The 10722-nt window shown below is 67.4% G+C and carries 12 protein-coding genes and 1 tRNA gene; 10 read left to right on the top strand and 3 right to left on the bottom strand.

Translation table 11 applies throughout. The annotated features are described in order from the left end of the window. Together E8D38_RS12590 and E8D38_RS12585 are read left to right on the top strand one after the other, a co-directional pair. On the top strand, nt 1–310 hold a 310-nt coding region (locus E8D38_RS12590), incomplete at its 5' end, for an ExbD/TolR family protein (RefSeq protein ID WP_140630507.1). A 118-nt stretch (nt 311–428) separates the two neighbouring features. Beyond that, nucleotides 429–1088 carry an energy transducer TonB gene (locus E8D38_RS12585; RefSeq protein ID WP_140630504.1) on the top strand — a complete coding sequence of 220 codons (660 nt, stop codon included), beginning with the start codon at nt 429–431 and terminating at the stop codon, nt 1086–1088. A 105-nt stretch (nt 1089–1193) separates the two neighbouring features. Here E8D38_RS12585 and efp read toward each other — a convergent pair whose 3' ends face one another. Both efp and earP read right to left on the bottom strand, forming a co-directional pair. Next, entirely contained in the window at nt 1194–1748 is a 555-nt protein-coding gene (gene efp / locus E8D38_RS12580; protein WP_140630501.1) for an elongation factor P, read from the bottom strand. Between the two features lie 103 nt (nt 1749–1851). Next, entirely contained in the window at nt 1852–2934 is a 1083-nt protein-coding gene (earP, locus tag E8D38_RS12575; RefSeq protein ID WP_140630498.1) for an elongation factor P maturation arginine rhamnosyltransferase EarP, read from the bottom strand. Nucleotides 2935–2986: 52 nt separating this feature from the next. Between earP and uvrC the strand changes: the two genes are divergently transcribed. From uvrC to E8D38_RS12555, 4 genes are read left to right on the top strand one after another with little or no spacing between them, the layout of a single operon-like run. Then, complete coding sequence (uvrC, locus tag E8D38_RS12570; RefSeq protein WP_140630495.1) at nt 2987–4933, top strand: excinuclease ABC subunit UvrC; 1947 nt, start codon at nt 2987–2989, stop codon at nt 4931–4933. Next, entirely contained in the window at nt 4920–5411 is a 492-nt protein-coding gene (locus E8D38_RS12565; RefSeq protein WP_140630492.1) for a hypothetical protein, read from the top strand. Before uvrC ends, E8D38_RS12565 begins: the two co-directional genes overlap by 14 nt. 60 nt (nt 5412–5471) lie before the next feature. Further along, on the top strand, nt 5472–6038 hold the full coding sequence (pgsA, locus tag E8D38_RS12560) for a CDP-diacylglycerol--glycerol-3-phosphate 3-phosphatidyltransferase (RefSeq protein WP_140630489.1): 567 nt from the start codon (nt 5472–5474) through the stop codon (nt 6036–6038). A 50-nt stretch (nt 6039–6088) separates the two neighbouring features. Beyond that, nucleotides 6089–6958, top strand: a complete 870-nt coding sequence (locus tag E8D38_RS12555; protein ID WP_140630544.1) for a DMT family transporter — start codon at nt 6089–6091, stop codon at nt 6956–6958. Here E8D38_RS12555 and E8D38_RS12550 read toward each other — a convergent pair. Further along, entirely contained in the window at nt 6897–7874 is a 978-nt protein-coding gene (locus tag E8D38_RS12550) for a LysR family transcriptional regulator (RefSeq protein WP_140630486.1), read from the bottom strand. The genes E8D38_RS12555 and E8D38_RS12550 overlap by 62 nt on opposite strands. Before the next feature lie 92 nt (nt 7875–7966). Here E8D38_RS12550 and E8D38_RS12545 point away from each other — a divergent pair, with 92 nt between their 5' ends. From E8D38_RS12545 to E8D38_RS12530, 4 genes are all read left to right on the top strand, one after another. Further along, nucleotides 7967–8854, top strand: a complete 888-nt coding sequence (locus E8D38_RS12545) for an alpha/beta fold hydrolase (RefSeq protein WP_140630481.1) — start codon at nt 7967–7969, stop codon at nt 8852–8854. Continuing rightward, nucleotides 8851–9927 carry a tartrate dehydrogenase gene (locus E8D38_RS12540; protein WP_140630477.1) on the top strand — a complete coding sequence of 359 codons (1077 nt, stop codon included), beginning with the start codon at nt 8851–8853 and terminating at the stop codon, nt 9925–9927. The genes E8D38_RS12545 and E8D38_RS12540 overlap by 4 nt, the downstream gene beginning before the upstream one ends. Before the next feature lie 272 nt (nt 9928–10199). Continuing rightward, nucleotides 10200–10472, top strand: coding sequence for an HU family DNA-binding protein (locus tag E8D38_RS12535; RefSeq protein ID WP_140630471.1), 273 nt, complete (start codon nt 10200–10202; stop codon nt 10470–10472). A 16-nt stretch (nt 10473–10488) separates the two neighbouring features. After that, nucleotides 10489–10564 (top strand) — tRNA-Val (locus tag E8D38_RS12530). Nucleotides 10565–10722: the final 158 nt, after the last annotated feature.

Raw genomic sequence — 10722 nt, 5'->3', positions numbered from 1 at the left:
GATCCAGCTGCACTCGGTGAACCTGAACATGCCGGTGGGCGTGCCGCCGCAGAACCTCACCAAGCCCGAGATCGTCAAGATCGACATCGACGAGAAGAGCGTCGTGTACTGGAACGGCTTGCCTGTGGTGGACCGTGCCGACATGGAGGCCAAGATGCGTGTCGCGGCCGAACAGGCGGTGCAGCCCGAAGTGCATCTGCGGCCGAACAAGCAGGCCAAGTACGAGGTGGTGGCCAATGTGCTGGCCTCGTCGCAGCGCATCGGCCTCACCAAGATCGGCATCATCGGCAGCGAGCAGTTTGTCGAGTGAACGAATGACGACGACAGCCGAGCTCTCGGGCAAGTGCCTTGCGGCATCGCTCGCGGGCGCGGCGTCGATGACGGGGCAGCCCACAAGGCTGTCGCCGTTCGCAAGGAGTTGAATCCGAATGGATTTCGCATACGAACAGAGGAAGCCTCCCGGCCGGCGCTTCGTCGGCTTTGCGATGGTGGTCCTGCTGCACGTGCTCATCGTGTATGGGCTGGTGTCAGGGCTCGCCCGCAAGGCGGTCGAAGTGATCAAGAAGCCGCTGGATGCCAAGATCGTGGAAGAGGTGAAGCTGCCTCCGCCACCTCCGCCGCCGCCCCCGCCCAAGGAGATCAAGCCTCCGCCGGCGCCGGCGCCGAAGGTCGAGGCGCCGCCGCCGCCGCCCTTCATTCCGCCGCCCGAAGTGACGCCGCCCGCCGTGGCTGCACCGGCCATCGAGGCCGTGATCACGCCGCCGGTTGCACCGCCGCCGCCCATTGCGCCGCCCACGCCGCCGGCTCCCCCGGCGCCTGCGGCAGCTCGCTCTGGCGACATCGGTGTGCATTGCCCGACGCAGACCAAGCCGGAGATGCCGCGCAAGGCCCTGCAGGACGGCACCAGCGGCATCGTCCGGGCGGAAGCCCGCATCAAGGGCGGGCGCGTGGTCGACGTGCGGATACTGTCCGGCCCGCGCGTGTTCCACAACGCCGTGCGCGCCGCGATGATGGAATACCAATGCCAGGCCGGCGCGCCCGACGAGGAGATCACCGCCACGCAGGAGTTCTCGTTCAAGGTCGACTGACCTGGACCGAACTGATCGCCGGACGCGGCGCAAGCCGAAACGACAAAGGGGCCGAAAGGCCCCTTTGTTCTTGATCGAGAGATCGAGTGGCTTGCGCGGGAGAACTCAGACTCGCTTGCGGTATTCGTGCGTGCGGGTGTCGATTTCGACCTTGTCGCCTTGCGCCACGAAGATCGGCACCTGGATCTCGAAACCGGTGGAGATCTTGGCGGGCTTGAGCACCTTGCCGGAGGTGTCGCCCTTCACGGCGGGTTCGGTCCAGGTGATCTCGCGCACCACCGAGGTCGGCAGTTCGACGGAGATGGCCTTGCCGTCGTAGAACACCACTTCGACCGCCATGCCGTCTTCGAGGTAGCTGATGGCGTCGCCCATGTTCTCGGCTTCCACCTCGAACTGGTTGTATTCGGTGTCCATGAACACGTACATCGGGTCGGCGAAGTAGGAGTAGGAGCACTCCTTCTTGTCGAGGACGATCTGGTCCATCTTGTCGTCGGCCTTGAAGACGACTTCGGTGCCCGAGTTGCTCAGCAGGCTCTTGAGCTTCATGCGAACGGTGGCGGCGTTGCGGCCACCACGGCTGTATTCGGTCTTCAGCACGACCATGGGGTCCTTGCCGTGCATGATGACGTTGCCGGCGCGGATTTCCTGTGCAATTTTCATGGCGATCACCTTGAGCTTCCCGGCTCGGGAAGGCTGCGAGAGGGAGTTACTCGAAGCGCGCGCTCTTGCTCTCTCTCATCTAGAACGCGCAAAGCCGCTGATTTTAGCGTTTTTCAGCCACAAGGCGGCACAGTTCGGCTGTGAGATCCGTTGCACCCAGCAGCGATTGCTGCTGCCGGCGCGCCAATGCCGCCCACTCCGATGTAGCGCCCAGGGCCGGCAACTTCAAGGCTGTGCCTCGATTCCAGCCGTCGAACGCCGCGCCGACGGTTGCCTGAACTGCCGGTGGGGCCTGCGCCAGATACAGCCGCAGGAAGGCCGCCAGCTTGGCCAGGTGTGCCGAGTCGGCCTGCGGATACAGCTGCCAGACGAAGGGCCGGGCGGCCCAGAGGGCGCGCACCAGCGAGTCTTCGCCGCGCACGAAGTTCAGGTCGCAGCTCCACAGCAACTCGTCGTACTGCGGCTGGCTGAGCCACGGCAGGAACCACAGCCCCATTTCGCCGGACTGGAAATGCTGCCCTGGTCGCGCTTCATGCCCCAGCCACGCGGCAACCTGCCGCGCGGCCGGACCGGGCGTGACGAACAGCTTGGTGGGGGCCCGGCGCAGTGAATCCAGCAGGGCAGGCAGGCCAGGGTTGTCGTAGCAGAACAGGCTGATCACGCGCGCCTGGCGGTCCACGGTGGACGGCCAGCCGTGCACGCGCCAGGCTTGGGGATCGAAACTGCGCCGCCGCGCGTCGAGCCCCGGCTCCCGCAGGAGCCCGCCGGTCCGTGCGGTGAAGCCGGGGTAGAAGAACCACTTCGTCAGCCCGCGACCAGGCCCGCTGAACTGGGGCGAGGGCAGGCCGTGGCTGCGTTCCACGTAGTCCTCGGCGCTCAGGTATTCGAGGTTGACCCAGACGGGTGGGCGCGTAGAGGCGGCCATGCGCGCGACGAACTGCACCGGCGGGTCGCAACCGAAAGCCTCGATGACGACATCGCCGGGTTCTTCGGCCGGCAACGGTTCGCGCCACGGCAGCACCTCCACCCCGGCGCAGCCGCCCGGCGCCATCCAGCGCAGGGCGCTGGCATCGTCCACCCACAGCCGCACCTGTTCGCCGCGCACGGCCAGGTCGGCCGCGAGCCGCCAGCAGACGCCGAGGTCTCCATGGTTGTCGATGACGCGGCAGAACACATCCCAGCGCATGCGCCGATTATCCGAGGCGCATCCCGCCGGCTGCGACGGCAGAATTCGCCCCATGAATGAAATCCCCGACAGCGATACAGCGCCGCCGGCCAGCCCAGGCTCCGAAGCAGACGCCGTATGGCAGCGACTGCTGAGCGAAGTCGCCGCCTTGCCGGGCCTGCCCGGCGTGTACCGGTACTTCGACGCCGACGGGCAACTGCTCTACGTGGGCAAGGCGCGCAACCTGAAGAAGCGCGTGTCGAGCTACTTCCACAAGAACCATGGCGGCACGCGGATCGGCCACATGGTGAGCAAGATCGTGCGCATGGAGACCACGGCCGTGCGGTCCGAGGCCGAGGCGCTGCTGCTCGAGAACAACCTCATCAAGACGCAGAACCCGAAGTTCAACATCCTGTTCCGGGACGACAAGAGCTACCCCTACCTGAAGCTCGTGTCGCATGAGTTCCCACGCGTCGCCTACTACCGCGGTTCGGTGGACAGGAAGCACCGCTACTTCGGGCCGTATCCGAGCGCCTGGGCGGTCAAGGAATCGATCCTGCTGCTGCAGAAGGTGTTCCACCTGCGGACCTGCGAAGACACCGTCTTCAACAACCGCACCCGGCCGTGCCTGCTGCACCAGATCAAGCGCTGCTCGGCACCCTGCGTCGGCTATGTGGATGCGGACGCCTATGCCGGCGACGTGCGGGACGCCGAGCGCTTTCTCGAAGGCGAGACCCAGCAGGTGATCGACGCGCTGCAGGCGCGGATGATGGAGCATGCCGACAAGCTGGAGTTCGAAAAGGCCGCCGAGATCCGCAACCAGCTGTCGGCTTTGTCGAAGGTGCTCCACCAGCAGGCCATGGACACCGGCTCCGACAAGGACGCCGACGTGCTGGCGGTGCGGGTGCAGGGCGGGCGCGCCTGCGTGAACCTTGCGATGGTGCGTGGCGGCCGGCATCTGGGTGACCGGCCGTACTTCCCGACCCATGTGGAAGACGCCGCAGCATTGAGCGACGTGCTGAGCGCCGAGGAAGCCGAAGGCGCGGCAGGCGCGATGCCGGTGGAAGTGCAGGTGCTCGAGGCCTTCATCGCGCAGCACTACCTCGACGGTGCGGTGCCGCCGCTGCTGGTGACGAGTCATGCCGTAGACCCGGCGCTGATCGAGGCGCTGTCGAATCAGGCCGGCATGCGCATCGCTGCCGTGCACCAGCCGCGCGAGCAGCGCCGGGCCTGGCTCGAGATGGCCGTGAAAGGGTGCGACCTGGCGCTGGCGCGGCTGCTGGCGGAAGAAGGTTCGCAACAGGCCCGCACGCGCGCGCTCGTCGATGCGCTCGACCTCACGCCCGACAACCTCGACACGATTCGCATCGAGTGTTTCGACATCAGTCACACCGCAGGTGAAGCAACCCAGGCATCGTGTGTCGTGTTCGAGAATCACCGCATGCAGAGTTCGCAGTATCGCCGCTACAACATCGATGGCATCACGCCGGGCGACGACTATGCAGCGATGCGGCAGGTGCTCACACGGCGCTACGGCAAACTGGCCGAGGCGGCCGCGCGGGGCGAAGCCAGGCTGCCCGACCTCGTCCTGGTGGACGGCGGGCGCGGGCAGGTCAGCATGGCCCGGGAGGTGTTCGGCGAGCTCGGCCTGGACCTCGCGCTCATCGCCGGCGTCGAGAAAGGCGAGGGGCGCAAAGTCGGCCTGGAGGAGCTGGTGTTCGCAGACGGCCGCGAGAAGGTCTACCTCGGCAAGGACTCGGCGGCCCTGATGCTGATCGCACAGATCCGCGACGAAGCGCATCGCTTTGCCATTACCGGCATGCGGGCGCGACGCGCCAGCGTGCGCACCGGCGGCAGCCGGCTCGAGGACATCGCAGGCGTCGGCCCGAAGAAGCGCGCGCGGCTGCTGCAGAGATTCGGAGGGTTGCGAGGAGTCGCGGCCGCAAGCGTCGACGACCTGGCCAGCGTCGAAGGCATATCAAAGGAACTGGCCGAGGAGATCTACCGTGTCCTCCACTGACGACAAGACGCGCCTTGCCGCGCTGATGGTTTCGGCCGCGGCCCTGCTGGCGGCCTGCAGCACCCGCGAGCCGGCACGTGCGCCGGCGCCCGCACCCGCACGACCCTCGCCGGGTGTGGCCGCACCGGTGGCGCCGGCGCCGGCGTCGTCGGCCCGCACCTGGGACCAATACCGCCTCGCCGCCGCGCGCCGCATCACGGCCGCGAACGCCGGCCGCACCTTCGACGGCACACCGCCCGACGTCCTGCTGGCCATCCCGGTGCTCGAGATCGAACTCAACGCCGACGGCAGCGTGCGGCACGTGGAGGTGATGCGCTATCCCCGCCAGGCGCGCGACACCGTGCCGCTGGCCATCGAGGCCATCAAGCGTGCGGCACCGTTCGGCGACGTGTCGCGCCTGCCGAAGCCCTGGAAGTACACCGAGACCTTCCTGTTCAACGACGACCGCAAGTTCAAGCTGCGCTCGCTCGACCAGTGAGGCCTGTGAGATCTGGCACCAAGCGCCGGGCTTGGGCATGAAGTCCGGCACAATGCCCGCATGTTCTTCACCCTGCCCACGCTGCTGACCTGGGCGCGCATCGTCGCGATCCCGCTCATCGTCGGTGTGTTCTCCCTGCCGCTGGACGGCCCCACCCGCAACATCATCGCGACGGTGCTGTTCATCGTCTTCGCGCTCACCGACTGGGCCGACGGCTACCTGGCGCGCAAGCTCAACCAGACCTCGTCGTTCGGCGCCTTCCTCGATCCGGTGGCCGACAAGTTCCTGGTCTGCGCGGCCTTGCTGATCCTGGTCGAGCAGGACCGGGTGAACGCGCTCGTGGCGCTCGTCATCATCGGCCGCGAGATCGCCATCTCGGCCTTGCGCGAATGGATGGCGCAGATCGGCGCCTCGCGCAGCGTCGCGGTGCACATGCTGGGCAAGGTCAAGACCACCGTCCAGATGGTGGCCATCCCGTTCCTGCTGTACGACGGCGTGCTGTTCGGCCTGATCGACACCAAGGTCTGGGGCACCTGGCTCATCTACATCGCGGCGGTGCTGACCATCTGGTCGATGGTGTACTACCTGCAGAAGGCGCTGCCCGAGATCCGCGCGAAGGTGCGCTGAGCGTGGCCTTTGCCGCCAACGAACGCCAGCGCCAGCTGGTGGTGCAGGCGATGCCCTGGGTCTTCGTGCTGATCTGGAGCACGGGCTTCATCGTGGCGCGCTACGGCATGCCCTATGCGCCGCCGCTCAAGTTCCTCGCGCTGCGCTATGCGCTGTCGGCGCTGTGCTTCCTGGTCTGGATCGTCATCGGGCGGGCGGCATGGCCGCAGGGCGCGCGGCAATGGGGGCACCTGGCCGTCACCGGGGCGCTGATGCATGGTGTGTATCTCGGCGGCGTGTGGGCCGCGGTGAAGGCCGGCATGGGCGCCGGCACCATCGCGCTGATCGTCGGGCTGCAGCCGGTGCTGACCGCCATCTGGGTGAGTGTGGCGATGAGTACCGAGCACCGCGTCACCCCGAGGCAATGGCTCGGCCTGCTGCTGGGCTTCGTGGGGCTCGCCCTGGTGGTCTGGCGCAAGCTCGGCGTCGGCGAGGTGACCGGCTGGAATTTCGGGCTGGCCGTGCTGGCGCTGGTCGGCATCACGGTGGGCACGCTCTACCAGAAGCGCTTCGTCGAGCCGTGCGACGTGCGCACGGCCAACACGGTGCAGCTGCTTGCGGCGCTGCTGCTGACGGCTCCCCTGGCCATGCTGCTGGAGCAGGAGCCCATCACGCCGCACCCGCACTTCATCGGGGCCATGGTCTGGTCGGTGCTGGCGCTGACGCTCGGCGGCAGCTCGTTGCTCTACCTGCTGATCCAGCGAGGGGCCGCCACGCAGGTCACCAGCCTGCTCTACCTCGTTCCGCCCTGCACGGCGGTGATGGCCTGGCTGCTGTTCGACGAGGCGCTGGCCGTACCCACGCTGGCAGGCCTCGCGCTCACCGCGGTGGGCGTGGCGCTCGTCGTGCGCGCCCCTGCGGCGCCGCCACGGGCGCGCTGAGCCACGGCGGATCGGCCAGCGCGCGGCTCAGGTGGTCCTGCAGCGCGCGCAGGCGTTTCGGAACGTCGGTGCCCGCGGCGCGCGGCGGCATCAGGAACTGCACGTCGGCGTCGAGCATGGCGTACTCCGGCAGCAGGTGCACCAGCGCGCCGCTGGCCAGATGCTGGTGCACGTCCCAGAGCGAACGCAGCATCAGCCCGTGGCCGCGCAAGGCCCACTCTCGAACGACTTCGCCGCTGTTGCTCGACAGCGGGCCGCCCACGCGCACCGTCTGCACGTCACGCTGAGGGCGGGCCAGTGCCTGCAAACGCCACAGGGCAGGGCGGTCGTCGTTCTCGCGCACGACGAGGCAGGTGTGGCGGCTCAGTTCCGCCGGGGTTTGCGGCGCGCCGTGCCGCTCGACATAGCCGGGCGCCGCGACCACGACGCGCCGATTTGCGGCAAGCCGGCGCGAAACCATGCTCGTGTCGCGCGGAGTCCACAGCCAGACGGCCGCATCGAACCCGGCTGCGGCCAGGTCGGGGAGGTGTTCGCTCAGGTGCAGCTGCACCGTGAGGCGCGGATGCAAGGCGCTGAACTGCGCCACCAGCGGGGCCACCCAGGCGCGGCCGAAGCCGAAGCTGCTGCACAGGCGCAGCGGCCCCTGCAGTTCATGCGCGCCTTCTGTGAGCGTCTGTTCAAGCGCCTTGAATCCTTCGGCGAGGAACCTGGCGTGCTGCAGGAACTGCTGGCCTTCGGCGGTCGGGGAAACGCGCCTCGTCGTGCGGTGGAAGAGCCGCACGCCGATGCGCGCCTCCAGCGCAGCCAGGCGCTTGGTCACCACCGGCGGCGCGAGGTCCAGTGCGCGCGCGGCGCCGGACAGGCTGCCGTGTTCCATCACCTGCAGGACCATCATCAGGTCTGATCGGTCGATCATCGCCGCGTCCTCTTGACTTGTGCCGTCCTGGAAAGAATGGATTATCGGATTGTTTCTTGATGCGGCATCGGCACAGGCACAGAATGCGCCGCATGTTCGAAGGTTTTCGCATCCAGCAGTTTGCGGTGAACGGGACTCGGCTGAACGGCAGGGTCGGCGGCCGCGGCCCGGCCCTGCTGCTGCTGCACGGCCACCCGCAGAGCCATGTGATGTGGCACCGCGTGGCACCGCGGCTGGCGCGGCGCTTCACCGTGGTGGCGCTGGACCTGCGCGGCTACGGCGACTCGGCCCGCGTGCCTGCCGGCGAGGACTCGTCGGCCTATTCGAAGCGCGCCATGGCGGAGGACGTGCTGCAGGTCATGTCCTTGCTCGGCCATGCGCGCTTCGCGGTTTGTGCGCACGACCGCGGTGCGCGGGTCGCCCACCGGCTGGCCGCGGACCATCCGGATGCGGTCACGCGCATGCTGCTGCTCGACATCGCGCCCACCGCCGCGATGTACGAGCGCACCAGCCGGGAGTTCGCGCTGGCCTACTGGCACTGGTTCTTTCTCGTGCAGCCGGCGCCGCTGCCTGAGCGGCTGATCGAAGCCGACCCGGTGGCCTACGTCCGCAACGTCATGGGGCGCCGTCATGCGGGCCTGCAGGCCTTTGCGCCCGAGGCGCTGGCCGAATACGAGCGCTGCATCGCCATCCCCGGAACGGCCGGCTCCATCTGCGCGGACTACCGGGCGTCGATCGGCATCGACCTGGCGCACGACCACGAGGACATCGCCGCCGGCCGGCGCCTGGCCATGCCGCTGCGTGTGCTGTGGGGCGAGCACGGCGCAGTGGGCCGCTGTTTCGACGTGCTCGATCTGTGGCGTCAAAGGGCCGAGAGCGTGAGTGGCCAGGCGCTGCCGTGCGGCCACTACATCGCCGAGGAACTGCCCGATCGGCTGCTGGCCGAGGCGCTTGTCTTTCTTGAAGGAGAAACCCCGTGAGCAACACCCATCGCATTGCCGTGATTCCCGGAGACGGCATCGGCAAGGAAGTCATGCCGGAAGGCCTGCGCGTGCTCGAGGCGGCTGCGGCCAGGTTTGGCATCGGCCTTCAGCTCGACCACTTCGACTTCGCCAGCTGCGACTACTACGCGAAGCATGGCGACATGCTGCCTGCTGACTGGAAGGACCGCATCGGCGGCCACGACGCGATCTTCTACGGCGCCGTCGGCTGGCCGGCGACCGTGCCGGACCATGTGTCGCTGTGGGGCTCGCTGCTGAAGTTCCGGCGCGAGTTCGACCAGTACGTGAACCTGCGGCCGGTGAAACTGATGCCCGGCATCCGCTCGCCGCTGGCAGACCGCAAGCCCGGCGACATCGACATGCTGATCGTGCGCGAGAACACCGAAGGCGAGTACTCGAGCATCGGCGGCCGCATGTTCGCAGGCACCGAGCGCGAGGTCGTGATCCAGGAAACCGTGATGACGCGCACCGGCGTGGACCGCGTGCTGCGGTTCGCATTCGAGCTGGCGCGCCAGCGCCCGCGCAGGAAGCTCACCTCGGCCACCAAGTCCAACGGGATCTCGATCACCATGCCGTACTGGGATGAGCGTGTTGCGGCGATGGCGAAGGAGTATCCCGAGGTGACGGTCGACCAGTTCCACATCGACATCCTCACGGCGCATTTCGTGCAGCGACCGCAGCACTTCGACGTGGTGGTGGCCAGCAATCTGTTCGGCGACATCCTGAGCGACCTCGGGCCAGCCTGCGCCGGCACCATCGGCATCGCGCCTTCGGCCAACATCAACCCCGAGCGGCACTTCCCGTCCCTGTTCGAGCCGGTGCATGGCTCGGCGCCCGACATCGCGGGTCGCGGCATCGCCAATCCGATTGCGCAGATCTGGTCGGCCGCGCTGATGCTCGACTTCCTCGGCCATCGCGATGCGCACGATGCCGTGGTCGCGGCCATCGAAGCTGCGCTCGATCCGAAAAGCGACGCGCCGCGCACGCCCGATCTCGGCGGCAAGGCCACCACGGCGGACCTCGGCCGTGCGATCGCGCAGGCGTTCAGCTGAGCCTTCCACTCTCGTCATCGGGCTCGCGTTCAACGGACGCACCAGTCCAGAGCAGGCCGCGCCGCAACGGCGCGGCCTCGGTGTTGTCAACCCAGCATTGACGCGGGTTGCGCGGGCATGATGGGGCGCAATTGCGCATAGAATCCGCTTCCCGCGCTTGACACTCCAGTGTCACCCGGCTGTAATCGTTCGAGCAGTTCCCACTGCTGATCGAATTCCCAATCGCACGATCCCGAACACTTTTTGAGACACCTTTGAGAGGGGGTACCTTCGTGAACAAGACCGAGCTGATTGAACACATCGCCAAGCAGGCCGACATCTCCAAAGCCGCTGCAACGCGCGCGCTCGAGGCCTTGATCAGCGGTGTGAAGACGACTCTGAAGAAGGGCAACACCGTGTCGCTGGTCGGTTTCGGCACGTTTGCCGTGAACAAGCGCGCTGCTCGCAGCGGCCGCAATCCGCGCACCGGCGCCACCATCAAGATCAAGGCTGCCAAGGTGCCGAAGTTCCGTCCGGGCAAGGCCCTCAAGGACGCAGTCAACTGATCCAGAGCGATCTCGCGGGTGCTTAGCTCAGTTGGTAGAGCGGCGCCCTTACAAGGCGTAGGTCGGGGGTTCGAACCCCTCAGCACCCACCAAAGCTTCCAGGCCAGCACCACAAGGGCGGCCCCCTCCCGGCGAGTATCATTGCCGCTCGTTTGAGCGCAGCGCCCGAGGAAGGAAGCGAAGCTTCCGCAGAGTCTCTTCAAGACAAGAGCTGATCCTCCCGACAAAGGCGAACCATGGTTCGCCTTTG

Source organism: Methylibium rhizosphaerae (assembly GCF_006386545.1).
Taxonomy (GTDB): Bacteria; Pseudomonadota; Gammaproteobacteria; order Burkholderiales; family Burkholderiaceae_C; genus Pseudorivibacter; species Pseudorivibacter rhizosphaerae.
This window is presented reverse-complemented; position numbering and strand designations above follow the sequence as displayed.

Coding starts and splice junctions, on each gene's coding strand:
- E8D38_RS12545 (WP_140630481.1), top strand. CDS start 7,967: ATGTTCGAAGGTTTTCGCATCCAGCAGTTTGCGGTGAACGGGACTCGG.
- efp (WP_140630501.1), bottom strand. CDS start 1,748: ATGAAAATTGCACAGGAAATCCGCGCCGGCAACGTCATCATGCACGGC.
- earP (WP_140630498.1), bottom strand. CDS start 2,934: ATGCGCTGGGATGTGTTCTGCCGCGTCATCGACAACCATGGAGACCTC.
- E8D38_RS12550 (WP_140630486.1), bottom strand. CDS start 7,874: ATGATCGACCGATCAGACCTGATGATGGTCCTGCAGGTGATGGAACAC.
- E8D38_RS12585 (WP_140630504.1), top strand. CDS start 429: ATGGATTTCGCATACGAACAGAGGAAGCCTCCCGGCCGGCGCTTCGTC.
- E8D38_RS12555 (WP_140630544.1), top strand. CDS start 6,089: ATGCCCTGGGTCTTCGTGCTGATCTGGAGCACGGGCTTCATCGTGGCG.
- pgsA (WP_140630489.1), top strand. CDS start 5,472: ATGTTCTTCACCCTGCCCACGCTGCTGACCTGGGCGCGCATCGTCGCG.
- uvrC (WP_140630495.1), top strand. CDS start 2,987: ATGAATGAAATCCCCGACAGCGATACAGCGCCGCCGGCCAGCCCAGGC.